Origin of the sequence: Exiguobacterium sp. s21, from assembly GCF_018617975.1 — a bacterium.
In the GTDB taxonomy this organism is placed as follows: Bacteria; Bacillota; Bacilli; order Exiguobacteriales; family Exiguobacteriaceae; genus Exiguobacterium; species Exiguobacterium mexicanum_A.
The window spans coordinates 93,702-118,928 of record NZ_JACSLF010000006.1 but is presented as its reverse complement, the minus strand read 5'-3'; the positions used below and the strand labels follow the sequence as shown (position 1 = coordinate 118,928).

Here is a 25,227-nt window from a genome sequence, read left to right as displayed (position 1 = left end):
GCCGACCGGTTGTTTTTATGTCCCGTGCCGATCCGACTTTTGTGGGTCGGGAGCGTCACGGAACTCGTCTTTCTCTTCTTTTGAGGCATGTTCATGCCATTTTTTCGCTTGTTCCGTGGCGATCGGAATCGCCTTTTGATCGGAGTAACCTTGGGCGAGCAAGGCGTTGGCGATATCAATGGCTTTCTTTTTGACGAGCGGGTCGAAGTTTTTCAGTGATTCCGGATAATCTTTCATATTCCATGGCATCTTACATCGCTCCCTTCTGTACTACTAATTCCACGAGCGAGCCGATTCAAACGTCCTGGTGCATGTAGTATTCGATGAGCGCCTGCGTCCCGTTCTCGCCGTAGCCGTTCTCTTCGAGGATCGAGTACAGTTTATGCGCCAACTCGAGGCTCGGCAGTTTGATATTCAACTGGTCTGCGCTCTCGAGGGCAAGTTTCATATCTTTGATGAAATGTTTGATGAAGAAACCAGGAGCGTAGTCCTCGATGATCATCCGCGGGACAAGGTTCTCGAGCGTCCAGCTGCCGGCTGCGCCGCCTCGGATCGTCTGGCGCAGTTGATCGGGATTGAGCCCGGCTTGTTTCGCAAAGGCGAGCATCTCGGCGTTGCCCATCATGATGCCGGCGATTGCGATTTGATTGGCGAGCTTTCCATATTGGCCACTCCCGGCATAGCCCATCCGTTCGATCGATTGGCCCATCGCCTCGAACAGCGGTCGTGCCTTCGTGAAGGCGTATTCGCCGCCACCGACGAGAATCGACAACGTCCCGTTCTTCGCACCGACATCGCCACCCGTGACCGGTGCGTCGAGCGGGAGTAAGCTGCGATCGATTGCCGCCTCAGCGATACGTTCGGCAAGCGTCGGCGAAGACGTCGTCATATCAATCACGAGCGTTCCCGGCTCGGCCGACTGCAAAATCATACCGTCCCCGAAATAAAGGCTCTCGACGTCAGACGGGTAGCCAACGATGGTGATGACGGCATCGGCGTTTTGACAGACGGCTTCGACCGAATCACACCAGCGGACACCTTCCGCCAATAAATCAGCCGCCTTCTCTTTCGTCCGCGTATACGCTTGGACTTCGAATCCCGCCTTCATTAAGTTTCTGACCATCGATTGACCCATCACACCGAGTCCGATAAATCCGATTGTCTTCATAATTGATTGCCTCCTAAAAGTTGTTGTTTCACGAGTCGTTCATAGAGTTTGTTGTCCCGAAGCAACTCTTGGTGCGTCCCGAGCCCGCTGATGCCGCCGTCCTCGAGCACGACGATTTGGTCGGCATGTTGGACGGTCGAAAGGCGGTGGGCGATGACGAGCGTCGTCCGGCCTTTCATGAGCCGGTCGAGCGCTTCTTGGACGACACGCTCAGATTCCGAGTCGAGACTTGATGTCGCCTCGTCGAGCAATAAGATTTGCGGGTCGCGTAACAGCGCCCGGGCAATGGCGAGTCGTTGTCGTTGACCACCCGACAAGCGGACGCCGCGCTCACCGATCTCTGTATCGAGCCCGTCCGGCATCGACTCGATGAACGACCAGGCGTTGGCCATGTCGCAGGCTCGTCGAATCTCGTCCTCGGTCGCTGTCCGGGTCAAGCCGTACAAGATATTTTGCCGCACCGTCCCGGATAGGACGGGCGAATCTTGGGCGACGTAGCCGATGACTTGTCGCCATTCGTTGCGGCCGTAGGTTGAGATATCCCGGTCACCGTAATAGATGTGACCGCTCGACGGAAGGTAGAACTGCTCGACGAGGGCAAACAGTGTCGTCTTGCCGGCACCGCTGCGTCCGACGATGGCTGTCGTGGCACCGAACGGGACAATGAGGGACACGTCGTCAATCACAGGTTGGTCGCCATAACGGAACGTCAGGCCCTCGAACGAGAGCGACGACTGTCGAATCGTCGACGGCTCAGCCGTGTATGGTTCCGGCTCGATGGCGAGCAGTTCCGAGATTCTTTCGGTCGCCCCGCGTGCTTTTTGAAGCCGGGTGATAAACTCCGTCATCGTGATGAGCGGCGTGATGATTTGGAACAAGTACAGCATGAACGCGAGCAACGAGCCGGTCGACAGGGCACCGGTCGAGACGCGATAAGCCCCGAAGCCGAGAATGGCGATCAGCATCGCCGTCAACGTGACGTTCAAGAGCGGAATCAAGATTGCTTGAATCCGTCCCTCGCGCACACCGAGACCGAAGAGCCGCTCGATGCGGCGTTTTCCTTCTGCGACCTCGACGGATTCGGTCGCCTGTGATTTCACGAGCCGAATCTCCCCGAGCAGTTCGGCGAAAAACCCGGACAAGTCACCGAGTTCATGTTGGGTCGCCTTGGCGATTTTCCGAAGTTTACGCCCGAGCGGGATGACAATCAAGAGTGTCGTCGGCACCGAGAACAAGATGACGAGCGTCATCTGCCAATCGAGTGTGAATAAGATGCCGACGGCGCCGATGACCGAGACGAACGACGTCAACAAGCGGACGCTCTGTTCGGACAAGAGCTGCTGCAACGTCGTCGTGTCATTGCTGAGCCGCGAGACGAGATCCCCCGATTTGACGCCGTCATAGAACGGAATCGGAAGCGCGACGAGATGCTCCCATAACGTCGTCCGCAGGTTGGCGACGACGCGTTGTCCGACGATATGTAACCAATAGATCGAAATCGCGCTCGAGATAACTTGAATCAGAAACGCGATGACGAAGATGGCGACGAGACGGGCGTCAAGCGCGGCCTCGCTCCAATTGTCGACGACGCGTTGCAAGATGAGCGGGATGGCGAGTGACGCCATCGCTTGGAGCAACGAAATCAATACAGCGCCGATGAACAGACCTTTCGGTGGTCGAGCGACGCGGAACAAGCGTAGAAAGGCTTGCCATGTGGATGTGGACTCCATGATACGTCCCCCTTTCCTTTTAACTTTCGCTGTTTCGAAAACAAGTGTCAAGACGTCGAATCGTACACCGGAATAATGCTAGAATGGAATCAGAGGTGAAGTCGCATGAAATGGATACATACGGCCGATTGGCATTTAGGTAAAATCGTCCACGGCCGCCACATGACAGAAGAACAACAAATCATTTTATTTGAATCATTTTTACACATCGTCGACGAGGAGAAGCCTGATGCCATCGTCGTCGCCGGTGATTTATATGACCGGGCCGTGCCGCCCGTCGAGGCCGTCGACTTGCTCGATGAGATGTGGCGTGCGCTCGTCCTCGAGCGGGGCATCCCCGTGCTCGCCATCGCCGGCAATCATGATTCGGCCGAGCGGCTCCAATACAGCTCCAAACTGTTGACGAAAGTCGGTCTCCATATCGTCGGGAAATATGACCCGGGAACAGGGCCGATTGTCGTGAATGACATCCCGTTTTATTTGATGCCGTTCCTCGAGCCGGCGCGCATCCGTTACGCGTTCGGCGACGAGTCGATTCGGACTCACCATGACGCGCTCGCCGCAGTCGTCGACTCTTATGGGGCGATCGACGCACGAGCGGTCGCCGTCGGCCACAGTTTCGTCGCCGGCGGACTCGAGACCGACTCCGAACGGCAACTGTCCGTCGGGACGGCCGGGCAAGTCGCCAAAGGACTATACGCGCCGTTCGGCTATACGGCGCTCGGACACCTGCATAACCGTGACGCCATTCGCGACGACCGGATCGCGTACAGCGGGTCGCTCATGAAATATTCGTTCTCCGAGGCGACGCATGTGAAATCGGTCGACGTCATCGAATGGGACGGGACGTGGACACGTCGACGTCGTCCACTTCAGGCGCGCCGTGACTTGCGCATCTTGACCGGGACGTTGAACGAGCTGCTCGATCCGTCGTTTTATCAAGACGAGGCCGTCGACGACTATTTAAAAATCGTCTTGACCGATGAACGTGCGTTATTCGACCCGATGGCGAAGTTGCGGACCGTCTATCCGAACATCTTACACCTCGAACTTGAGTTGTTGCGTCGCCAAGACCAGACGTCCCGCTTCGAACGGGAGAAGCTCGAACGGCAATCGGTCGAGGATGTATATATGGACTTCTTTAAAGCCGTCCACGGCCGCGATGCCGATGCGACGGTGCAACGCTTCTTAGAAGGGGAGGAATCGATTTGAGACCGGAACAATTGACCATCACCGCCTTCGGTCCTTACGCCGAGACAGAACAAATCGATTTTACGCAGCTTGAAGGCCGTTCGATGTTCGTCATCAGCGGCCGGACCGGTGCAGGGAAGACGACGATTTTTGACGCGATGACGTTCGCGCTGTACGGACGGGCGAGTGGGACGCTCCGAAACGCGAGTGATTTTAGAAGCCAATATGCGGACCCGGAGCGAAAGACCGAGATCGACTTTTCGTTCACGATTCGCGACGAACGATATCGGATCGTCCGCCAACCACAACAGCCGCACCCGAAAAATAAGACGCCAATCCCGCACGAGGCGGTGCTCTACGAATGGAAAGACGCTTGGAAACCGATTGCGACGAAAGTGAACGACGTCGAACAGACGATTGAATCGTTGTTGCAACTGAGCTATGAGCAGTTCAGCCAAATCTTGTTGTTGCCGCAGAACCAGTTCCGTCAGCTCCTCGATTCCGATTCGACGAAGAAGCAACAAATTCTGCAATCGATCTTCAAGACGGAGGCGTACCGTGCCTTTCAGGAAGATTGGATTGAACGTTACGGCAAATACCGCAAACGAGTCGAATGGGCGGTCGAGACGACGCGCTTAAAACTGTTGGAACTTGAAGACGATGCCGTCGAGGACATGTCGACCCGAAACTTGCCTGAAATCGTGACGTGGCTCGACGCCCGGGAGGAGCGGCTCTTGGCGGCGAGGGACTCGCTACAGGCACAACGCCGGACTGGTGAGGAACGGCTCGAGGCGCTACGTCGAGAAGTGAATCAGGCGACCACGCTCGCCGAGTTGATGGAAGAGCGGGACGTGCGCGCAACCGCGCTCCAAGCATTCCGCGAAGCGGCACAGGAGCGTGAAGAACGCCAAGCGCTCATCCAACGACTTGAACAAGTGGCGAGCGTCAGCCCGCTCTATCAACGTACCGAAACGGTGCGTCACGACATCGAACGGTTGACCCGTGAACGCGATGTATCCCGTCAACGAGACGAAGGCTACACGAAACAGCTGGAAGAGTTGAAGGCAGAAGCAGAAGCCATCACGTCCATGCGCCAGGAGGCAGATCAAGCCACAAGTCGCGTCAATGCGATTGACGAGATGTTGCCCTACGTCGACGAATGGCACCGGGCCACGAGACGTCGGGATGACTTGAAACGCCAGTTGGAGCCGCTCAGCCTGTTCTCAGAAGAAGCGCGTCTCCAGGAGCTCCAAGCTACTGAAGGCGAACTTGCGGCTAAGCTGGAACACGCACCGGCCCCAAACCAACTCGTCGAGGCCGAACGGCTGTATAGTCAGCTCCAACATCAGGTTCGGCTCGAGGCGAAAGTGGCAGAGGTCACGGAACGACTCGGTGCCTGTGAACGCAACGGGAAGGAAGTCCAGCGACAATTCACTGCCCAGACGAAACAAGTCGACCAATTCGTCGAGGCCGAGCATGCACTCATGGCCGACACGCTGCGGGAGCAACTCGAAGCGGGGGAACCTTGTCCGGTCTGCGGTTCATTGACCCACGGACACGTGGAGCGAACGGGGACGTCCATCGACCAAGCCGGTCATCGCTCAGCCATCGAGACGCTGAAACGAATCGAGGCCGACCTCCATGAAGCACGGGCGGATTATCGGGCGCTCAAACGCCAACTCGATGAGCTGATCCGTGAACGTGATCTCGCTCGACTCGAATTGAAGCTCGATGGCGCGGCTGACGCTGCGATGCAACACCAAGACGCCCGCGTCCGGCAGTTGCGTCAAGGAGCCGAAGAACGACAACGGATGGAGCGTCTCTTGCGCGCGACCACGACCGAATTGAAGCAACTCGAGACGGCGAAGCGTGTGCAGGCAGATGCACGACAGAAGTTGTTCGAACAGCTCCAGACCGTCCAAGAGCAGCTTCAGTCGATGCGTCAACCGGATGGGACGACGTTAGAAATGTTGCAGACCGAGCGGAATCAGCTCGCCACGCGACTCACTCACATCGAACGAAACGTGGGGACGTATGAACGTCGGCTTGAAGAATTGAATCGATTGAAGTGGGGGGAAGCGGAACGACTCCGTCTCCTTGGTGAGCAACTCGAGTTCGAGCATGTTCGTCTTTCCGAAGCGACGGCTGAACTGGGGGCCGCTCTCGAGAAGATTGAGTTGACTGAAGCTGTGTTCAAGGAGTATCGTGCGCGCGTCGAGCAACTGCCCGAGCTGCGCGAGCGCCAAGCGACCGAGCTGGAGGAAGGTGTCCGGCTCGAACACGCCGTCAAGGCGCTGAACGATAAAATCGGGGACCGTCCGCGACCAGACCTTGAACGACTCCGGGAGAAGTTGCACGAGGAGAGCCGTTCGTTCGAAGCGCTGTCCGAACAACTCGTGACGGCGGACGGGCAATTGAAACGTCATCGTCACATCGTAGCGGAATGGAACGCGCTCCGGGAGAAGACGGATGAGGATCAACGGAATCTGGAGACGGTCAAATTGATCGCCGACACCGGTCGGGGCCTGAATCCGCAAAAGTTGACGTTCGAGACGTACGTGCAGACGGCGTTCTTCGATCAAATTCTCCATGCGGCCAACGTCCATCTCGATCAAATGACGAGCGGACAGTTCCAATTGGAGCGGAAAATCGAGACGGCGAGAGGAAATGCCAAGTCCGGTCTCGAACTATTAGTCTTTGACGCCTATACGGGTCAGTCACGCCGCGTCCAAAACCTGTCGGGTGGGGAAGGGTTCAAAGCATCATTGTCGCTCGCCCTTGGACTCGCCGAAGTCGTCCAGCAACTGAGTGGCGGGGTCAGCCTTGAGACGATGCTCATCGATGAGGGGTTCGGGACACTCGACGCTGAATCGCTCGACCAAGCGATCGAGCTTCTCATGTCGCTCCAATCGAGCGGGCGGCTCGTCGGGGTCATCAGTCACGTTCAGGAATTAAAGGACCGGGTCGACGCCCGGATTGAAGTCAAAAAATCAAGGAGCGGGTCGACGATCCAGCTCATCGTGGAGTGAATCCGATGAAACATATCGAAACGAAAACAAGTTTAGTTGCCCACTTACAGGGTGCCGGCGTCAAGCCGGGGGACGCCCTATTCGTCCACACGTCCTTATCAAAGCTCGGATGGGTATGTGGCGGGGCTCAGACCGTCATCGAGGCGCTCCAAGATACGGTCGGTCCGGACGGGCTGATCATGATGGCGACCCAGAGCAGTGATAATTCAGACCCGGCTGAATGGGAAGCCCCACCTGTCCCAGTCGAGTGGTGGCCAACGATCCGGGAGGAAATGCCGGCGTATGACCAGGAGAAGACACCGACTCGAGGCATGGGCCGTGTCCCGGAACTGTTCCGTACGTATCCGAACGTGTTTCGGAGCAATCATCCGATGTGGTCGGTCGCTGCGTGGGGGAATGGTGCCGAGGAGATCGTGGCTGGACATACACTTGAAGTCGGTTTTGGGCCGGGTTCGCCAATCGAACGCATGATCGAGCGTAATGCAAAAATCCTACATCTCGGTTCACCCCTCGATGCGACGACGTTATGGCATTATGCCGAGTATGGAATTGACGGACCGGTGAAGTCGTTTGGGTGCGCGCTTTATGAGGACGGGGCGCGGGTGTGGAAGACATTCGACCATACGGATGTCAACAGTGACCCGTTCGGTCCAATCGGTGAAAATATCGTTCGACGTGCCGATGTGACGACGTTTCACATTGCGGAGGCGACGTGTTACGTCATTCCGTCTGAGACATGGGAACCGGTACAACATGCGTTAATCGCTTTACGGAGTTGGCTCCGATGAGTCAACTGAAAGCAAGTGGACAATGGAGAGGGGCAGTGCGATGAATCGTTGGGTTAAATATATAGGGGTTGCGACCGGTGTGTTGCTTCTCATCGTGTTTCTCGCCGTCGTGGGCATCTCGGCCCACATCGGCGATCAGTTGACGTCGCCCGAACGTGAGACTTTGACGTATACGCCGAAGACGTTAGGTGTCAAATACGAGAATGTGACCATCGAAGCCGAGGATGGTCACGATTTGTACGGGTGGTGGATCCCGCACCCGACACCGCGCGCAACGATCGTGTTCGCACATGGTTATGGGAAGAATCGCGAGCAGTCCGATTTGCCGCTCAAAGAATTGATCCCCGAGTTTCATGAACAGGGATATCAGTTCTTGACGTTCGATTTTCGTGGGTCAGGTATCTCGGAAGGTGATCGTGTGACGGTTGGGGCGAAAGAACAAGCGGACCTCGCTTCCGCGATTGCCTATGCGAAAGAACGCTCGGACGGTCCAATCGTCTTATACGGGGTGTCGATGGGCGCGGCGACGGCGTTGTCTGCGGCTGATGAGACCGACGTGGCCGCTGTGATCGCCGATAGTCCGTTCAGTGACCTCCGGGGCTACCTCGAGACAAACTTGCCTGTATGGAGTAATTTACCGAACTTTCCGTTCACACCGGTCATCATGACGGTGACGCCGTGGTTCACGGGTCTCGATCCCGATGTGGTCAAGCCGATTGACGATATCGCTCAAATCGAGGCGCCGGTGTTGTTGATTCATAGTGAGGGCGATGATGCCATCCCTGTGAGCGAGAGTGAACAATTGGCCGAGGCCGGGGAGGAAGTCGAACTGTGGGTGACCGAGAATGATGGGCACGTGCAGTCGCATCGCTCGTTCCAAACCGAGTATCGTCAAAAAGTATTCGGATTTTTAGAGAAGGTATTATAAACGAGGGGCGCCATAAAGCGCTCCTTTTTTGTTATGATTAGTTATGAAAAGGAAAGAAAGAAGGTTTGTTCATGGATGTCACAGCATTACTATCGTTTCTACTGCTCGGAACGCTCATCGGGATTTTGAGCGGATTCTTCGGCATCGGGGGCGGAATCTTACTCACGCCGCTGCTGCTCGTCTTCGGATACGAGGCGAGTGCGGCCATCGCGCTCAGTCTGATGCTCACGCTCGGATCGACCACGGCCGGTACAATCTCCCATCTTAAATTAAAGAACGTCAATCCGAAACATGCCCTCATGATTGGCGCCTTCGGTGTCGTCGGGACGTGGGTGGCGACGCCGCTCGTGTTCTACCTTGAGACGCTCGACGGTGCGAAGCCGGTCATCTCGCTCGCCTACATCGCGCTACTGACGTACTTTGCCGTCTCGTTCTTCCGGTCGAAGCAACATGAAGAAGGAAGTGTCGGCTCGGAGTCGGTCCCACGCCTCGGTTTTATCGGATTGTTCGGCGGGTTCATCTCGTCACTCATGGGTGTCAGCGGCGGATTCGTATTGACACCGCTTCAAGTCAAACTGCTCAATACCGAGATGAAACGAGCCGTCGGGACGAGTATCGCCGCGGCGTTCCTTATCGTCGTCTCGGGCGTTATCAACTATGCCGTCGCCGGGGCCGATGCAAACTATTGGCATGGTCTCGCGCTCATCGCCGGGGCGATGATTGGCTCACCGATCGGGGCGAAGCAGTTGCAACGGTTCAGTTCGCAACTCGTCAAAAAGGCGCTCGGTGGCTTCTATGTCGCTGTCGCCATCAGCGTCGGACTCAACTTGCTCGGCTTCAACGACATCTCGCTCGGACTACTCGTCGTCCTCGCGCTCTCGTTCATTGTCGCGCTGTTTATCCGGCCGCGTTCGAAGTGATGATCGACCCTCGTCTACAGGACGAGGGTCTTTCTTATAGGGATAGTCGGAGCATGATATATCCTACATATACACATCACCATCAGTATAACGTGTGCTGAAGCGCATCAAAAAACCCTGTCCGAGGACAGGGTGTTAACGTCTGGCGATATGGTCAATGTTCTCTTGAATCTCTCCGACTTTGCTCTTCGCTTCACGCAACCGTCGTTCGAACGCCTCGGTGTCGCGTTTTTCACGTTGCGGCTCGTCTTTCCCGCGACGCTGTCCTTTCGGGGAGCGATGGATATGGGTCGCTTTCATCAAGCGCTTTTTAAACGTTGAATCGCTCATCAGGACACCCCCTTCCATACTATATACGTTCCACCTCTTCTATCCGATGAAACGTTTGAACCTTCACGAGGCGAGGGTTCTGCGCATTTGCGGGTTCGTTGAGACTTTGTAGGCGATGCCCGCAGCTAACACTGCTTTGATCAAGTCACCGAGGATGAACGGGATATTCACTTTGAGTGCATCGATGAACGTTAGTCCGAACACGGCTTGGAGACCGAGACTGCCGACTACATAGACGAAGCCGAGTCCGATTAGGATGTTATAAGCGACGAGGGCGGGGAACGTACGATGCCGTTCCGATAACCAACCGATCAAAAAGGCGGCGATCGGGAAGGCGATCAAATAACCGACCGTCGGACCGACGAACGGGGCGAGCCCGCCCGAACCACTTAAGACGGGTAGACCGATCAAGCCGAGCAATAAGTAGACGACGACGGCAAGACCGCCTTTTTTGGCGCCGAGCACGGAAGCAACCGTCATGATGCCGAGCATTTGAAGGGTAATCGGGACGGGGCCGATCGGGATGGCAATGGAGCCGATGCTCGCAAGCAAGGCGGCACCGATGGCAACTTGTGTCAAATCATGAATTTTCAATATGTAAACCCCTTTTCTGTTAACGTTGACTAAAGTTAGGTTAACATCATTTTTTTCGTCTGACAAGTAGAAAAATGAGGACCTGGTCGCAAATTGACCAGGTCCTCATTGTTTACGCATGTGTCGGTAGGTTCTCTTTCGCTTCTGTCAGTTGAATCCGAACTGAGTCAAAGCCCGTCCCGCCGTAACTGTTGCGGCGTTTGACGGCCGTCACCGGCGAGAGTGCCTCGTACACATCCGCTTCAATCAATTCAGAGTGGGCTTGGTACGTCTCGATCGGTAATTCTGATAAATACAGACGCTGGTCGATACAATACCGGACGAGCGTGCCCGTCACTTCATGGGCCTCACGGAACGGCATCCCTTTTGCCGTCAAATAATCGGCGAGTTCGGTCGCGTTCGAGAAATCGCGCTCGGTCGCTTGCTTCATCGTCTCCGTGTGGAACGTCATGTCTTGAATCATACCGGCCATGATGCTGAGACTGCCCTGAACCGTCTTGACGGTGTCGAACATGCCTTCCTTATCTTCTTGCAGGTCCTTGTTATAGGCGAGTGGGAGTCCCTTCATAATCGTCAAAAGTCCCATCAGATTGCCGACGACGCGACCTGACTTTCCGCGGACGAGTTCGGCCATGTCCGGGTTCTTCTTCTGAGGCATCATGCTCGATCCCGTAGAGAACACGTCAGAGATCGTGATGAACCGATACTCTTCGCTGCTCCAAAGGATCAACTCCTCGCAGAACCGTGACAAGTGCATCATGAGAAGCGACGCATTCGACAAGAACTCTAAGATGAAGTCACGGTCGCTGACGGCGTCCAGACTGTTCGGATAGACTTGGGCGAAACCGAGCAACTCGGCCGAGCGATGACGATCGATTGGGAATGTCGTCCCAGCCAGGGCACCCGCTCCGAGCGGGCTCATGTCAATCCGTTTCAAGCTGTCACTGAAACGCTCTTTGTCGCGCTCGAGCATCCAGAAGTAAGCGAGCAAGTGATGGGCGAGTGAGACCGGCTGGGCCCGTTGCAAGTGTGTATAACCCGGCATGATCGATTCGACGTTTTGAGCGGCGTGGTCATAGAGTGCCGTCTGCACGGCCTCGATTCCGTCAATCGTCTCGAGGACCCGGCGTTTCAAATACAGGTGCATATCCGTCGCGACTTGGTCGTTCCGGCTCCGCGCCGTGTGCATCTTGCCAGCGACCGGGCCGATTTCCTCATGCAACAGCGCCTCGAGGTTCATATGGATGTCTTCATGGAAGACGTTGAACGTCAATTCGTCCGCTTGTGCCTTCTTGGCTAGTATCTTCAACCCCGCGACGATTTGCGCGACTTCGTCTGCTGTCAAAATGTGTTGTTCCCCGAGCATCGTCACGTGGGCGATGCTCCCTTCAATATCTTCTAACACGAGCTGGGCGTCGAAATGAATCGAGGCCCCGAACTCGTCGACCCATTCACTGGCCGTCTGTTCGAACCGGCCGCCCCATAGTTTACTCATGCACCATCGTTCCTTTCTCCGCTAGCACTTCCGCTTGCACTTTCGTCGGCAGTCCCCATAACTTGATGAAACCGACGGCGGCTTGTTGGTCGAACGTGTCGGCCGACGTGTACGTCGCGAGATGTTCGTCATAGAGCGAGATCGGCGACTTCCGTCCGTCGACGATGGCTTGACCTTTGAACAGTTTCATCCGGACCGTACCGGTCACGGTTTGTTGTGTCTCATCGATGAAGGCGAGAAGTGCTTTCGTCAGTGGCGAGTACCAGAGACCGTTGTAGATCGTCTCCGTCAATTTCTGTTCGACGATCGGTTTGAAGTGGGCGACTTCCCGGACGAGCGTGAGCGCCTCGAGCGCTTGGTGTGCCGTGATGAGCGTCATCGCACCCGGTGCTTCGTACACTTCCCGCGATTTGATTCCGACGACCCGGTTTTCGATATGGTCGATTTTCCCGATACCGTGAGCCCCGGCGACGATATTCAACTGCTCGAGAATGGCTGTGAACGTCGCTGCTTGTCCATTGATGGCGACTGGTACGCCGGCGTTGAACTCGATTTCAACATACGTCGGTTCGTTTGGAGTGTCTTCGAGCTGTGCCGTCAATTCATAAGCGCTCGCCGGTGGAGCGGCCCATGGGTCCTCAAGAATGCCGCATTCGACGGCCCGGCCCCAAATGTTTTGGTCGATCGAGAACGGCTCTTCTTGGACGATCGGAATCGGGATACCGTGCTCGGCGGCATAGGCGATTTCTTCTTCCCGTGACCATTTCCACTCCCTGACCGGCGCGATGATTTCAAGCGACGGGTCGAGCGCATGAATCGACACCTCGAACCGGACTTGGTCATTCCCTTTCCCCGTGCACCCGTGAGCAACGGCGATGGCACCTTCGGCTTGCGCGACCTCGACTAGCTTCTTCGAGATGAGCGGCCGCGATAGGGCAGAGACGAGTGGATAGACGCCTTCATACATTGTATGTGCCTGCATCGAGTAACGGGCGAAATCGTTGACGAATTCATCGACCGCATCGATGACGACCGATTTGACGGCCCCGACTTTGAGTGCCTTCTGTTGAATGCGCTCCAAGTCTTTCCCTTCTCCCACGTTCAAACAGCAGGCGATGACGTCATATCCCTGTTCATCCAACCATTTGATTGCGACCGATGTGTCAAGTCCACCTGAATAAGCTAATACGAGTTTTTGTTTCATTTCCTTACACCCCTTATACATAATTATGCATTTGTATTTATAAATATACGACTTAGTCTAACGGATGATTTCATGTAAAGCAACCTTTTTTGGCAAAAAAAAGAATCACTTGTGAAAGTGATCCTTCATTGAACGATTTCGAGTTCTGGCATCCATTGCGACATATGTTCGCTCGTTGCATCGAACAACTCGGGTTTTGCCGTCTGTAACGGCACGACCTCGAACGGTCCGTCCGCACTAGAGCGCCGGGTGAACGTCGGATAGAACATCGGATTGGCGAGTTCGAACGTCGTCTCATCCGCCTCGACGGTCTTGACGACATCGATGCCGACGATGCCACCCGTATTGCGATCGTCCCCTTGTTGACCGGACAGGAAGTTGCCGAGCGAGTAGGCGACGAACGTTCGGTTGCCTTCAGCGCCGTCCACCCAAGCGACCGGTTGGAGGACGTGGGGGTGATGGCCGATGATGAGATCGACCCCGAGGTCAGACAGCTCTTGGACGAGTGTCTGTTGTCCCTCGTTCGGGAGTATCTCATATTCATTCCCGAAATGGAGCGAGACGACGGTGAGGTCGGCTGATTGTTCGGCCGCTTCAATCTCAGGCTTCATTGCCTCGAGATCGATGTAGTTGACATGGTACGGTTGTTTCGGAACGACCCCGTTCGTGCCGTACGTGTAGGCGAGAAACGCGAACGAGATATCATTCTTCGTCAACGTCCGAATCTCAGCCTTGTCCGCTTCCGATAAGAACGAACCAGTATACGGCATGCCGATCTCGTTCCAGTGGGCGATCGAATTCTCGATGGCCGTGACGCCTCGATCGAGCGTATGGTTGTTCGCCATCGTCACCAAGTCGATGCCAGCGTCTTGGAGCGCATCACCGACCTCATACGGACTGTTGAAAGCCGGGTAGCTCGATAAGCCGATCTCACTGCCACCGATCATGCTCTCTTGGTTGGCGATGGCAATATCGGCCTCGGTCAAAATCGGGGCGATCGGTTCGAAGGCGGCAGTGAAGTCATAGCCGTCCCCGCTCTTGGCGGCATTATATACGCTGTCGTGTAACAAGATATCGCCAATCGCATAGACGGACGTCGTCGTCACGACGGGTTGTGGCTCTTCCGGAACAGGTTCCGGCTCCTCCGCCTCGGTCTCTGGTGCCGGGGTCTCCGTTTGCTCGGTAGACGTCTCGACGTCAGCGGTCGCACAGCCGAACAGAAAGAGGAGGGGCAAGGTCAATATGACTTGTTTATACGGGATTACTCGTTTCAAGGGACGAGTCACTTCCTTTCTTATGATACAAATTGATCTATATGTACCATTCGCAATTGACTGTCAATTTCCTTGTTAGGCGACAAGAAAAAGTGCCAGGCTATAGTAGCATGGCATTTCGATCGTTAAATCCGTTCTGTCTTCAAGATGTGTTCCATTTCCTCGAACTCGTTCGTGATCGTCGAGCTCGGTGGTGGTGTCATCAGACTGACGACATAAATGGCGAGGCTCGACAAGAAGAACGCTGGAATCATCTCATAGAGCTCACCGACGGTCCCGAACCAATCGGCGGCAAAGTTTTTCCAGACGATGACGATGAAGGCACCGGTTAGCATACCGGCGAGCGCCCCTTGTCGCGTCGTCCGTTTCCAGAACAGGCTGAACAGGATGAGTGGCCCGAACGACGAGCCGAAGCCGGCCCAGGCGTAACCGACCAAGTTCAAGATCGTATCATCCGCCCCGAACGCGAGCCAAATCGAGATGAGCGACACGAGGATGACCGTGATCCGGCCGACCATGACGAGCTCACGGTCGCCGGCGTCTCTTCGGAAGAACTTCTGATAGAAGTCGGTCGTCGCAGCACTCGACGAGACGAGGAGCTGTGACGAGATCGTCGACATGATGGCAGCGAGCAACGCCGCAAGCAAGACGCCGGTGATGAGATCGACGAATAATAAATCAGATAAATTAATAAAAATGTTTTCTGGGTTATCGATCTCAAGTCCACGCTGCGTATAATAGGCGAGTCCGAACAGCCCGGTCGCCATCGCGCCGACGACGGTGAACAGCATCCATGAGATGCCGATCCGTCGGGCCTTCTTGATGTCCTGTAACTTCTCGATGGCCATAAAACGGACGATGATGTGCGGTTGCCCGAAGTAACCGAGCCCCCAGGCGAATAGCGAGACGATGCCGCTGAGCGACTGACCGGTCAGCGGATCAAGCAGCGCCTCATCGATGTCACCGATCGTCTGGAAGGCGGCGCTCACGCCGTCGGTCGCCGTGATGGCGATGGCCGGGACGAGGATGAGGGCGAACAACATGATCAACCCTTGAACGAAATCCGTCCAACTGACCGCCAAAAATCCTCCGATGAACGTATAGATGATAATGATAGAAGCCAAAATCAAGACGCCCGTCCCGAACTCAATTCCGAAGACGGCATTGAATAACCGGCCGCCGGCCACGAATCCGCTCGTGGCATAGAGGGTGAAAAAGATGAGTGTCACAGCCGCCGAGAACGTCCGCAACGTGCCGCGTGAATCTTTAAAACGTTTCTCGAAAAAATCTGGAATCGTGATGGCATCCTCGGACAAATATGAGTACGTCCGCAAGCGAGGTGCGACGAGCAACCAGTTCAAGTACGCGCCGATCGTCAACCCGATGACAATCCATCCGCTCGAGAGCCCGGTCGCGAACATCGCACCCGGTAGTCCCATCAACAGCCAACCACTCATGTCGGAAGCGCCTGACGACAAGGCCGCGACGGCGGGACCGAGTCCGCGTCCTCCGAGCATATAGTCGCCGATGCTCTCCGTCCGCCGATAGGCGATGACGCCGAGTAGTACCATGAGCGCCATGTAAACGGTGATGGATATTAAAATCCCGTTCATAAAACATCCCCTCAATCATAATGAAAACGCTTTCAATGTTTATGGTATGCACCATGTCAAAAATTTGTCACAAAACTGAATCAAGTGTACGATTTTATTGAAGGATTGACCAAATAATCAAATTATTTAGCGAAGCAAGAGGTCAGGTGGTCATTGACGAGTCCCGTCGCCTGCAGATGGGCATAGACGGTCGTCGGTCCTAAAAATTTGAACCCGCGCCGTTTCAAATCCTTACTGATCTGATGAGACAGTTCGGTCGTGGCGGGGATGTCGTCATTGGCCGCCCATTGGTTGTTGATCACCGTATTGTCGACGAACGACCAGATGTAGGCATCGAACGTGCCGAACTCTTGTTGAATCTCGATGAAGCGCTTGGCATTATTGATTGACGCCTCGATTTTTCGGCGGTTCCGGACGATACCGGGATTGGCCAGCAACCGTTCAACATCCGTCTCGTCGAACGCAGCAACGGTCTCGACGTCGAAGTTGGCGTAGGCTTCCCGGTAATGGTCGCGCTTTCGTAAAATGGTGATCCAACTGAGTCCCGCCTGGGCGCTCTCAAGGGTAAGACATTCGAAGTGCTTCTGATCATCGTGGACGGGTTTGCCCCATTCCTCGTCATGATAACGGACGTACGTGGGGTCTGTGCCGCACCAGGGCAACGTATCGGTTCGGTCATTATTGTTTCCTCGCTTTCCTTCAAGTACTTCATTTTAGCACGTCGGGACGGTTTTTGAAGTGAGGTGACGGGTATAATAGGGGATATTGGAGGTTGAACAATATGAGAGAGTGGATGATCCAGGTCATTGAACAGTTCGGTTATTTCGGTATCGCGTTCATGATTTTTATTGAAAATGTGTTCCCGCCGATTCCATCAGAGGTCGTGCTCTTATTCGGTGGATTCTTTGCCGTGAAGACTGATTTGAACGTCCCGCTCGTCATTTTCGCTGCGACAGCCGGTGCCATTTTAGGAGCCATTTTGTTATACGGCATCGGTCTCTATCTTGATGTCGAACAGATTGAGAAGTGGACGAAGAAATACGGGAAATGGATTCGACTCGATATCGCGGACGTTCGACGGGCGGATGCTTGGTTCGACAAATATGGGGGCTGGATGGTGTTCTTTGGACGATTGATGCCCGTCGTCCGAAGCTTGATCTCGTTACCGGCAGGCATGTCGAATATGCCGTTTCTGAAGTTCTTGTTGCTCAGTACGGCCGGCACGGTCATTTGGAACACGATTCTCATTTATATCGGCATCCGTGTCGGTGAGAATTGGGAATCGATTTTACGATATTTAGATGTGTATTCGTACGCAATTTATGGATTATTAGCCGTCGGTCTGATTGTCTTTTTCATCTGGCGCAAGAAACGCAAGAAAAAACAGTCGAAACAAGCATCATCATTTTGACGAACAAAGGAGGACCTTCGCGTGAAGGTCCTCCTTTTGTGTTCTATCATTGATCTTCTTTATTTTTTGTCTCATCGGGAAGTACTTTCTCAAGTTTTTCCTCCGTCTTGTTAGCAAGAATCTCAGAGAAGCGGAACAAGACGATGCCGACGATGGCCGAGACGAAAATATAGAGACCGACAAATAAGTTGATCGCTCCGTTCGATAGGGCGGTGAACAAAATCGAGAACTCGCCACGCGGGGCGAGTGAGAAGCCGGCCTCGTTCGCCTGCACCCGCGTCAAGCCATACATGCGACCCCCGACGCGTCCGACGATCCACTTCGACAATACACCCCAAACGATCAGGACGAAGAAGAGGGCATTGACGATGACCCCTTGATCGAGGTTGATGGAGATCCCGAACGAGATGAAGAAAATCGGCAAAAACAAGTCGCGAACGGGTACCGTCAATCGTTTCAACGGCCGCACATCGTGGATGCCCGCAAGCATGATTCCGGCAATGAACGCCCCGAGGATCTCGGACAGGCCGAACACCATGCCAATCCCAGCAAAGAATAAAATCAATCCAATCAAACCGATACTCGCATCATCTTGTCGCAACAGATGTTTGACGAACCGCTGTCGGTTCAAAACGAAACGAGACCCGATGAAGAGGAGCACTCCGAAAATCAGAAATCCGGCGAACACTTTCCCGATGTCCGTGAAAGCGATCGGTTCGTCTTGGATGATGAACGGGGCAACGGTCAAAATGAGCGGGGCGAAAATGTCTTCGAAGATGAGGAGCGCCAGTACGAACTCTTTCACATCTTCATGTTTCTCAGAATGTCGCTCGAGAAGTTTCGCCGAAATCGACGAACTCGTCGCATAGAGGACGGCACCGATCAAAAATGCCTGTGAGAAGTCGAGACCAAACAACAAAGCGATTCCAATCGTGACCCCGAAGGCGAGAAGGACATCTAGGACCCCTGCTTTCCACACTTGTTTCATTCGCTTGACGAGCTCGCTCAGCGGAAACTTTAAACCGAGTAAAAAGAATAAGAGAATAATCCCGATTTCCCCGGCGATCTTGAAGACCTCATTCCCGTCCCAAAAGAAGCCGACCGCGACGCCGATTGCAATGAAGGCGAGGATACTAGGAAAGAACAAACGCTCGATAATCAAACTGAGCACCGAAATCAAGGTGAGTGCCAATCCGAGTAATACGATTACATTGAATACGTCCATAGGTCACCCCCCTAAAAAAGGGAAGGATTGCTTCACCATCAGTTTTCACTCCATTGATATTCCATCCCGACCGATTCGGGACGAGAATAGTCAAATCCGAACTGGCGATACAGGCCGTCTGCCGGAATGTCAGCAATCAGACTAATGATGGCCGTCTCGTCTGCTTCCTGTAAGATCCAATCCATCAATTGTTCCATGATCAATTTACCAAGCCCAAGGCCTTGACACTCGGGATCGACGACGATATCGACGAGATGAAACACCATGCCGCCGTCCCCGACGACACGTCCCATCCCGACCATCGTGTCGTCTTTATATAAACAAACGCCGTGTAACGTGTTAGCGAGTCCTTTCACCGTGCCTGAGTCGGAACGTTTCGGCATGCCTGCTTTGACGCGAAGGCGTTGATGCTCCTCCGGTGTTGGTGTCTCAATCCGTACATCTACTTCATTCACCATGTCACTACTCCCTCTCTGCGCATAAGTTAAAATTATTTTCCCGCTATATTGAATCAGTAAACCTTGATTTCCAGATGACGTTGTACAGATAATGAGAGAAACTGGAATGGAGAAAGGTTGTGTGGGAATGATTGAAGGTCAAACGATTTTGCCTGCTCTCCGAGACATGAAAGACCTCGAGACATTTGTAAGAGGGCCATTCAAAGTTGGCGTCTTGCTTGAAGTCCATGTGGCCCGGCTTGATGCCGTGTTTCAGTTACTAGCGGCCCATGACAAGCAAGTGTTCGTCCATCTCGATTTGATTCAAGGTCTGAAGGCAGATGAATATGCGACCGAATATGTGTGTCAGACGTTTCGACCGTATGGAATCATTTCGACGAAAGGCAGTGTCATTTTAAAAGCGAAACAAAAGCAAGTTAAAACGGTGCAACGTCTGTTTTTAATCGATTCGAGTTCACTCGAGAAGAGTTATCGCCTTATCAACCGCACTCAACCAGATTATATTGAGGTATTACCAGGTCTCGTCCCGAAATATATCCGGTGCGTGAGAGAAGCAACAAATATTCCAGTCTTCGCCGGCGGCTTGATCTCGTCGTCTGAAGAAATCGAGGCCGCCCTTGAGGCAGGTGCGACCGTCGTGACGACGTCAGACCAAACACTTTGGTCGAACTGATAGGACTCATTTTCATGCAATCAGGGTATTCTACTGTCCAGGAGGGATGACAATGAAACAGACGATGATTATAACCGGTGTCAGCCAAGGAATCGGGCGGGAACTGGCCCGCCATTTTAGCACGACATATCGTGTTGTCGGACTCGATATCGGGCAAGACCCGCAACTTGAAGGAGTGACGTTCCATCAGATGGACCTGGGGGATCATGAGGATATGAACCGCGTATTCAAAGTTATTCATCAAGAAATCGGCACCGCCCATGTGCTTATCAATAACGGTGGTGTATCCTCACTCGTCAAACCGATGGCCGAACTCGACGTCGAGACGTTCAAACGCGTGATCGATGTCAACCTCGTCGGGACGTTCGCTTGCTCGAAAGCTTTCTTGACGTTGAACGAAGGGGCTGATTTCGGCCGCATCATCAACGTGGCCTCGACCCGCGCGCTTCAAAACGAGGCTGATTGGGAAGCATACGGCGCCTCAAAGGGGGGGATCGTGTCGTTGACCCAGTCGATGGCGGTCTCTTTGGCTGAACGACCGATCACGGTGAATGCGGTCAGTCCCGGATGGATCCATACCTCGGATGAAGCCCTTCGTGATATCGATCACGCGCAGCATCCGTCAGGACGTGTCGGGACACCGGAGGATATCGTCCGCGCCGTCTCTTATTTGATTGACGAGAAAAACGATTTCGTCAATGGGCATAATTTGATCGTTGATGGGGGCATGACGAAAAAGATGATTTACGAAGCTTGAATCAAGAAACTGGGACCATTACCCTATATTTTAACAACCGATATGCGTGTAAAGGCCTAGTGACGGGTATAGGATGGTGAGTACATTGAAACTAGCGAAGGAGGAAACGTCGTGCATCAAATCATCGAGGAGGCACTCCGTTTCGCGGCCGTCCGTCACGACGGACAGTTTCGAAAAGGAACGAATATTCCTTATTTGACCCATCCTGTGGCGGTCTCCATGTTGCTCGTCGAAGATCGCCAACCCGTCCCGGTCGTCGTGGCGGGTCTGCTCCACGACTTGCTCGAAGATACGTTGACGACACCTGATGAACTGAGTGAACGATTTGGACATGAAGTGACACGTCTAGTCAAGGCTGTGTCCGAGTCGGGGAAACACCAGTCGTGGGAAGAACGCAAACGGATGACGATTCAGCATGTGCGGACGATGCAGTATGATGAAGTCGCACTCTTGGCCGCGGACAAGCTACATAATCTGCGTTCGATTCGTCTCGACGTCGAGTCTTCCGGCAAACAAGTATGGGACCGTTTCAATCGGCCGCTCCGCGACCAATCCTGGTATTATCATGAACTGCTCCATGCGTTGAAGCCGTTCGCGCAGACGACAACGCTCATCGAAGCGTTCGAGACGGAAATGAACTTGTTGTTTTACGGAGTCGAAGAAGGGCGGACCGAGAAGTTAGAGAAGTTGTTCGGTGTCATCAAACATGGGTTCCGTGAAGAGGAGTGGCTTCAAGAGACGACGACGCTTTGTCAGACCGCTTTCGAGCTGAACGAGACGATGCGCGAAGGATATCGTCACGGGACCGAGGTCAACCAACCCGAGCTCGACGCCTTGTCGGCTCAATTGAAAGAAGCAGGACTGTGGGAACGCTTGTCGCTCCCGGCACTCCAAGCAATCGATGAATTATCGTATCGAATGGCATTGCAGTCGGACGAGATCGTCACGTGGCTTGAGTGAAATGATTGTCAAGTAACCTTAAACGTGATATATTCATCGTGAACATAAGAAGGGGAGTAGCGACCACGAATGTGGTCGATGGATCGTCACTACGGTGCAACGCACTCGGTCCATCGAGCTTCTGATCCAAGTCCGCGAGACCTTTTTATGGATGCTTCTTCGGCGTCCATAAAAAGGTCTTTTTTGATTTTTTGAAAAAAGGGGAGACAGAGGAAAATGGTATTTATTTACTTCATCTTGGCCGCAGCGCTCACCGTGTATGCTGCCATCAAACTATCGACGTATGCCGACGTCATCAGCGAGAAGTCGACGATGAGCGGCATGCTCGTCGGGACCGTGTTGCTTGCCGGAGCGACATCGCTTCCGGAAGTGACGACGAGCGTATCGGCAGTCATGATCAATAACCCGGACATCGCCATCGGGAACATGCTCGGCTCGAACTTGTTCAACATCTTTATCTTGGCGATGTTTGACTTGTATTATCGTCAGAAGCGTCTATTTAACGAAGCAAGTCGGGATCACCTCTACACGGCGAGTCTCGGTTTGATGTTGACGCTCGTGACGATGCTCGCACTCGTCATCCGCATCGACTTCACGATTCTCGGGATCGGGATCGATGCCTTATTGATTGCAGGGTTGTACGCGATTGGGATTTACTATATCGGACAACGTCCAAAAGAACCTACGACAGAACGGGAAGTCGAGCAAGAAGTCGGTGTCAGCGTCACCGACTCAATTCCGATCAAGCGCGCGGTCATCGGCTTCATCATCGCCGCACTCGTCATCATGGCGGCCGGAACGGCGCTTTCAGTATTAGGTGACCAAATCGCCGTCGTGACCGGACTCGGTTCGAGCTTTGTCGGCAGTTTCTTGATCGCGGCCTCGACGTCGCTCCCAGAAGCGGTCGCCGTCTTCGTCGCCTTGAAGCTTGGTAACGTCAACTTGGCGTTCGGTTCGATTTTGGGGAGTAACATCTTCAATATGCTCATCATCGCGATGTCGGATGTCTTCTACCGAGGCGGTTCGATTTTGGCGGATGTGTCCACGTCACACTTGGTGACGGCGATCGGGATCACGATCTTGTCGGTCTTGGTCATGTACAGTGTCCTTCGAAAAGATGTCACGTCGAAGTTCCGCTACGTCTTGCCGTCCGTTCTCGTCGTACTCGTCTATTTCGCGTCGTCTTACTTCATCTTTATCGGTTGATCGACCACACGGTGTCCTCGGACATCGTGTTTTTTGTTTGAGGCGGTTCGAGGAATCACTTTTCACTCACTTGGGTATAGAAGGAGGGAAGGAGGGGTGGCGATGCAAATGCATTCCGTGGAACGTCTTGATGATTACGTCATATTAATCCCAGCATATAATCCCGATCAAGCGCTCGTCACACTGGTCCGGGAGTTGAAAGAAGAAGGGTTCGTCCATCTGTTCGTCGTGAACGATGGGAGTGCCGAGACGTCCCGTCCGATTTTTGACGAGGTCGGAAAATGGGTCACGGTGCTCGAGCATACCCGGAATCAAGGGAAGGGGGCGGCGTTGAAAACCGGGATTCGACATGTCGTTCAGCATTTCCCTAGAACGAACGGGGTCATCACGGTCGATGCGGATGGGCAACATCTGCCGGCCGACGTCTTGAAACTGTATGAAGAAGGCATACGTTGGCCTCATCATTTGATTATGGGCTGCCGCGACTTTTCAGGGTCCGATATCCCGTTCCGGAGCCGATTCGGAAATCAGATGACGCGCGGCGTCATGTTGCTCGGCAGCGGTCTTCGTCTGAAGGACACCCAGACCGGCCTCCGGGCGATTCCGCTGCGGTATGCGGAACAATTGCTTGATGTGCCGGGGAACCGTTATGAGTTCGAGATGAACATGTTGACGTTCACGAAACGATTGCAAGTTCCGATTCATCAGACACCAATTCAAACCGTCTATGTGGCAGAAAACGCCTCGTCCCATTTCCGGCCGGTGATCGACTCGATTCTTATCTATCGCATGTTTTTGGCCTATTCATTATCATCGGTCGCATCATTTCTGTTAGACATCGGGTTCTATGCCTTGTTCATCTATTTGTTGAATCCGTGGTTCGAGACGACGCACGTCTTGATTGCGACGGTCGTGGCCCGTATCCTGTCATCGCTGTTCAATTATTTCGTCAATCGGAAAATTGTGTTCCATTCGAAGGCGAAGCGGGCGATGCCGAAATACTTCGGTCTCGTCGGATTGCAGATGGCGCTGTCGGCCGGTCTCGTCTATGCGCTGTTCTATGCCATCCGCGACGGTGAGGTGTGGATCAAAGTGTTCGTCGACAGCTTCTTATTCGTCGTCAGTTATTATGTCCAGAAAAAATGGATCTTTAAACGCTAACAGGCCAAGACGTGTGTCTTGGCCTGTCTGGCATGCATATCGTTCAATAAGCGAGTTTTCCGAGCTTGACCGATGTGTACCGGTGCAGTTCACGCGGATCATGGATCCCGGTCTTCTGCATCATGTCGCGCATGAGCAGGGCACAGACGCGAGCATCTTCAGCCGCATCGTGGTGGATGAACGGGACGTTCAAATATTCCGCCATCGTGTTCAGCTTGTGATTCGGCAGACCTGGATACAGTTTTCTCGACAACTTGACGGTACAGCCGTACTCGATCGTCGGAAACGTATATAAATCGTATTTGGCGATCGCTTTCTTGAACGCGCCCATATCGAACGAAGCGTTGTGTGCCATGACGAGGTCGACATCCCGCAGCGTCGGATAGAGCTGTTCGATCACCTCGGGTAACGCTGGGGCGTCCCAGACATCGCTCGGCCGGATGCCATGGACCCGGATATTGCCGGCATCGAAGTCTTCCTCCGGATTGACGAGCAGTTGGTTCGTTTCGATGATTTCACCGTCGACGAGCAGGCTCCAGCCGACAGAGCAGATGCTGCGACTATCGCGGTTCGCCGTCTCGACGTCGATGGCAAGAATTGAATGTGGCATAATTGATCCCTTTCTCGTAAAAACAAGTATAAAAAAAGTCTAACATATCGTTAGACTAAAAAGCGATTATGCGGCCACGAGGTTGCGGCATGCTTCGGCACAGCGGAGACATGCTTCGGCACAGCGTTGGCAATGGTCGTGCAAGTGGCGGCCACATTCGACGGCGCACGTGTCACACACCTGGGCGCAGAGTGCACCAATCGGTTTGGTGAAAGCCGAATCGGTCTCGAGCGCGTTCAAGGCGAGTGCACACACTTCCGAACATTCTTTCGTCAGCCGGATACACTCGGCGACCATCAACAAGTCTTCTTCTTGTAAGCATTTTGAGAAACAATGATTGCTTGCCCGCATACAGTCGATGACGGCTAAAATGGTCTCTTCGACAGAGGCTCGGTCCATGATAAGTCCCCCTTTAGAATAATGACGTCTTACAATCATTACCCGCTAGCGGATGAGTTAAACCGAGCGGCGACGCAAAAAAAGTCACCCCTCAAATGAGTGG

General features: G+C 53.9%; 25 protein-coding genes. 11 read left to right on the top strand and 14 right to left on the bottom strand.

The window, feature by feature from the left end:
- Nucleotides 1-15: 15 nt before the first annotated feature.
- From KNP06_RS09000 to KNP06_RS08990, 3 genes are read right to left on the bottom strand one after another with little or no spacing between them, the layout of a single operon-like run.
- Nucleotides 16-249 (bottom strand): DUF2188 domain-containing protein, encoded by a 234-nt coding sequence (locus KNP06_RS09000; protein WP_052090131.1) that lies wholly within the window; start codon nt 247-249, stop codon nt 16-18.
- Between the two features lie 46 nt (nt 250-295).
- Entirely contained in the window at nt 296-1,168 is an 873-nt protein-coding gene (locus tag KNP06_RS08995; protein WP_034777753.1) for an NAD(P)-dependent oxidoreductase, read from the bottom strand.
- Entirely contained in the window at nt 1,165-2,898 is a 1,734-nt protein-coding gene (locus KNP06_RS08990) for an ABC transporter ATP-binding protein (protein WP_214711316.1), read from the bottom strand. The genes KNP06_RS08995 and KNP06_RS08990 overlap by 4 nt, the downstream gene beginning before the upstream one ends.
- A 105-nt stretch (nt 2,899-3,003) precedes the next feature.
- On the opposite strand from KNP06_RS08990, the gene KNP06_RS08985 reads away from it, so the two are divergent.
- From KNP06_RS08985 to KNP06_RS08965, 5 genes are all read left to right on the top strand, one after another.
- Nucleotides 3,004-4,110, top strand: coding sequence for an exonuclease SbcCD subunit D (locus tag KNP06_RS08985; RefSeq protein WP_138859352.1), 1,107 nt, complete (start codon nt 3,004-3,006; stop codon nt 4,108-4,110).
- A complete protein-coding gene (locus KNP06_RS08980) occupies nt 4,107-7,118 on the top strand; it encodes an AAA family ATPase (protein ID WP_214711317.1) in 3,012 nt (1,003 codons plus the stop codon). Before KNP06_RS08985 ends, KNP06_RS08980 begins: the two co-directional genes overlap by 4 nt.
- A 5-nt stretch (nt 7,119-7,123) precedes the next feature.
- Nucleotides 7,124-7,906, top strand: a complete 783-nt coding sequence (locus KNP06_RS08975; protein ID WP_214711318.1) for an AAC(3) family N-acetyltransferase — start codon at nt 7,124-7,126, stop codon at nt 7,904-7,906.
- Between the two features lie 40 nt (nt 7,907-7,946).
- Nucleotides 7,947-8,834 (top strand): alpha/beta hydrolase, encoded by an 888-nt coding sequence (locus tag KNP06_RS08970; protein ID WP_214711319.1) that lies wholly within the window; start codon nt 7,947-7,949, stop codon nt 8,832-8,834.
- Nucleotides 8,835-8,905: 71 nt separating this feature from the next.
- Nucleotides 8,906-9,754: a sulfite exporter TauE/SafE family protein gene (locus tag KNP06_RS08965; protein WP_131435199.1), complete on the top strand. Its 849-nt coding sequence runs from the start codon at nt 8,906-8,908 to the stop codon at nt 9,752-9,754.
- Between the two features lie 135 nt (nt 9,755-9,889).
- Here the strand turns inward: KNP06_RS08965 and KNP06_RS08960 are convergent, their stop codons facing one another.
- The 7 genes from KNP06_RS08960 to KNP06_RS08930 all read right to left on the bottom strand — a co-directional run bounded on the left by KNP06_RS08960 (nt 9,890) and on the right by KNP06_RS08930 (nt 16,926).
- A complete protein-coding gene (locus KNP06_RS08960) occupies nt 9,890-10,084 on the bottom strand; it encodes a hypothetical protein (protein WP_034777742.1) in 195 nt (64 codons plus the stop codon).
- A 63-nt stretch (nt 10,085-10,147) separates the two neighbouring features.
- Nucleotides 10,148-10,678 carry a biotin transporter BioY gene (locus tag KNP06_RS08955; protein ID WP_034777741.1) on the bottom strand — a complete coding sequence of 177 codons (531 nt, stop codon included), beginning with the start codon at nt 10,676-10,678 and terminating at the stop codon, nt 10,148-10,150.
- Between the two features lie 112 nt (nt 10,679-10,790).
- Nucleotides 10,791-12,173 (bottom strand): argininosuccinate lyase, encoded by a 1,383-nt coding sequence (argH, locus tag KNP06_RS08950; RefSeq protein WP_214711320.1) that lies wholly within the window; start codon nt 12,171-12,173, stop codon nt 10,791-10,793.
- The gene (locus KNP06_RS08945) at nt 12,166-13,377 is read right to left on the bottom strand and encodes an argininosuccinate synthase (RefSeq protein ID WP_029595378.1); all 1,212 of its coding nucleotides are present in this window, start codon (nt 13,375-13,377) and stop codon (nt 12,166-12,168) included. Before KNP06_RS08945 ends, argH begins: the two co-directional genes overlap by 8 nt.
- Nucleotides 13,378-13,502: 125 nt before the next feature.
- The gene (locus KNP06_RS08940) at nt 13,503-14,651 is read right to left on the bottom strand and encodes a CapA family protein (RefSeq protein WP_251129686.1); all 1,149 of its coding nucleotides are present in this window, start codon (nt 14,649-14,651) and stop codon (nt 13,503-13,505) included.
- Nucleotides 14,652-14,776: 125 nt separating this feature from the next.
- A complete protein-coding gene (gene putP / locus KNP06_RS08935) occupies nt 14,777-16,264 on the bottom strand; it encodes a sodium/proline symporter PutP (RefSeq protein WP_214711321.1) in 1,488 nt (495 codons plus the stop codon).
- A gap of 122 nt (nt 16,265-16,386) precedes the next feature.
- Nucleotides 16,387-16,926, bottom strand: coding sequence for a DNA-3-methyladenine glycosylase I (locus KNP06_RS08930; protein WP_214711322.1), 540 nt, complete (start codon nt 16,924-16,926; stop codon nt 16,387-16,389).
- A 119-nt stretch (nt 16,927-17,045) separates the two neighbouring features.
- On the opposite strand from KNP06_RS08930, the gene KNP06_RS08925 reads away from it, so the two are divergent.
- Nucleotides 17,046-17,675, top strand: a complete 630-nt coding sequence (locus KNP06_RS08925; RefSeq protein WP_138859363.1) for a DedA family protein — start codon at nt 17,046-17,048, stop codon at nt 17,673-17,675.
- A 46-nt stretch (nt 17,676-17,721) separates the two neighbouring features.
- Here the strand turns inward: KNP06_RS08925 and KNP06_RS08920 are convergent, their stop codons facing one another.
- Together KNP06_RS08920 and KNP06_RS08915 are read right to left on the bottom strand one after the other, a co-directional pair.
- The gene (locus KNP06_RS08920) at nt 17,722-18,900 is read right to left on the bottom strand and encodes a cation:proton antiporter (RefSeq protein ID WP_214711323.1); all 1,179 of its coding nucleotides are present in this window, start codon (nt 18,898-18,900) and stop codon (nt 17,722-17,724) included.
- A gap of 38 nt (nt 18,901-18,938) precedes the next feature.
- Nucleotides 18,939-19,358 carry a GNAT family N-acetyltransferase gene (locus KNP06_RS08915; RefSeq protein WP_214711324.1) on the bottom strand — a complete coding sequence of 140 codons (420 nt, stop codon included), beginning with the start codon at nt 19,356-19,358 and terminating at the stop codon, nt 18,939-18,941.
- Nucleotides 19,359-19,485: 127 nt separating this feature from the next.
- On the opposite strand from KNP06_RS08915, the gene KNP06_RS08910 reads away from it, so the two are divergent.
- The 5 genes from KNP06_RS08910 (at nt 19,486) to KNP06_RS08890 (ending at nt 24,115) form a co-directional block, all read left to right on the top strand.
- Nucleotides 19,486-20,031 (top strand): glycerol-3-phosphate responsive antiterminator, encoded by a 546-nt coding sequence (locus KNP06_RS08910; protein WP_214711325.1) that lies wholly within the window; start codon nt 19,486-19,488, stop codon nt 20,029-20,031.
- A 52-nt stretch (nt 20,032-20,083) separates the two neighbouring features.
- Nucleotides 20,084-20,788 (top strand): SDR family NAD(P)-dependent oxidoreductase, encoded by a 705-nt coding sequence (locus KNP06_RS08905; protein ID WP_214788497.1) that lies wholly within the window; start codon nt 20,084-20,086, stop codon nt 20,786-20,788.
- Between the two features lie 111 nt (nt 20,789-20,899).
- Nucleotides 20,900-21,748: an HD domain-containing protein gene (locus KNP06_RS08900; RefSeq protein WP_308162288.1), complete on the top strand. Its 849-nt coding sequence runs from the start codon at nt 20,900-20,902 to the stop codon at nt 21,746-21,748.
- Nucleotides 21,749-21,964: 216 nt separating this feature from the next.
- Nucleotides 21,965-22,954, top strand: a complete 990-nt coding sequence (locus KNP06_RS08895) for a sodium:calcium antiporter (RefSeq protein WP_214711327.1) — start codon at nt 21,965-21,967, stop codon at nt 22,952-22,954.
- 102 nt (nt 22,955-23,056) lie between these two features.
- Nucleotides 23,057-24,115: a bifunctional glycosyltransferase family 2/GtrA family protein gene (locus tag KNP06_RS08890; RefSeq protein WP_214711328.1), complete on the top strand. Its 1,059-nt coding sequence runs from the start codon at nt 23,057-23,059 to the stop codon at nt 24,113-24,115.
- Nucleotides 24,116-24,158: 43 nt separating this feature from the next.
- Here the strand turns inward: KNP06_RS08890 and KNP06_RS08885 are convergent, their stop codons facing one another.
- Both KNP06_RS08885 and KNP06_RS08880 read right to left on the bottom strand, forming a co-directional pair.
- Nucleotides 24,159-24,725, bottom strand: a complete 567-nt coding sequence (locus tag KNP06_RS08885) for a 3'-5' exonuclease (protein ID WP_214711329.1) — start codon at nt 24,723-24,725, stop codon at nt 24,159-24,161.
- Nucleotides 24,726-24,791: 66 nt separating this feature from the next.
- Nucleotides 24,792-25,124, bottom strand: a complete 333-nt coding sequence (locus KNP06_RS08880) for a four-helix bundle copper-binding protein (protein WP_034777716.1) — start codon at nt 25,122-25,124, stop codon at nt 24,792-24,794.
- Nucleotides 25,125-25,227 lie beyond the last annotated feature (103 nt).